The sequence below is a fragment of the Pseudomonas sp. SWRI179 genome, assembly GCF_014268705.1.
Classification (GTDB): Bacteria; Pseudomonadota; Gammaproteobacteria; order Pseudomonadales; family Pseudomonadaceae; genus Aquipseudomonas; species Aquipseudomonas zanjanensis.
In genome coordinates this window covers 1-584 of record NZ_JABWRA010000133.1, presented here as the reverse complement: position 1 = coordinate 584, position 584 = coordinate 1, and the positions used below count along the sequence as shown (strand labels likewise).

1 protein-coding gene is annotated in these 584 nt (G+C 65.6%); it reads right to left on the bottom strand.

Annotation, left to right across the window (positions count from 1 at the left end):
- A partial coding sequence (locus HU767_RS28560) for a condensation domain-containing protein (protein WP_186731115.1) occupies positions 1-584 on the bottom strand: 584 nt, incomplete at both ends.

Sequence of the window (584 nt, the reverse complement as noted above, 5' to 3'; positions counted from 1 at the left end):
CGGGCGATGGTGCTTTCATCGAACAAGTCGGTGGCGTATTCGAACTGGCCGCTGATGTGCTCGCCGTCGTCGTTGAGGGACAGGCTCACGTCAAACTGGGTGGTGCCGGTGGGCTGGGGCAGCGGTGTCAAACTCAGGCCCGGCAGTTCCAGGGCCTGGTCCCGTGGTGTGTTGCCCAGCACCAACATGGCTTGGAACAACGGGCTGTGGCCGAGGCTGCGTTCCGGTTGCAGGGCTTCGACCACTTGCTCGAACGGCAGGTCCTGATGGCTGTAGGCGTCGAGGGTGGAGGCCTTGATGTGCGCCAGCAACTGCTCGACGCGGCTGTGGGCTTGGACGTCGATGCGCAGGGCCAGGGTGTTGACGAAGAAGCCGATCAAGGCCTCGGTTTCCCGCCGTGGACGGTTGGCCACCGGCGTGCCGACCACCACCTGCGGCTGGTTGCTCAGGCGTGAGAGCAGGATCGACCAGGCACCGAGCAAGGTCATGAACGGGGTCAGGCCTTGTTGCTGGCTGAAGCGGCGCAAGCGGGCGCTGAGTGGCGCGGGCAGTTGCAGGGCCAGCGCGGCGCCTTGGTAGCTTTG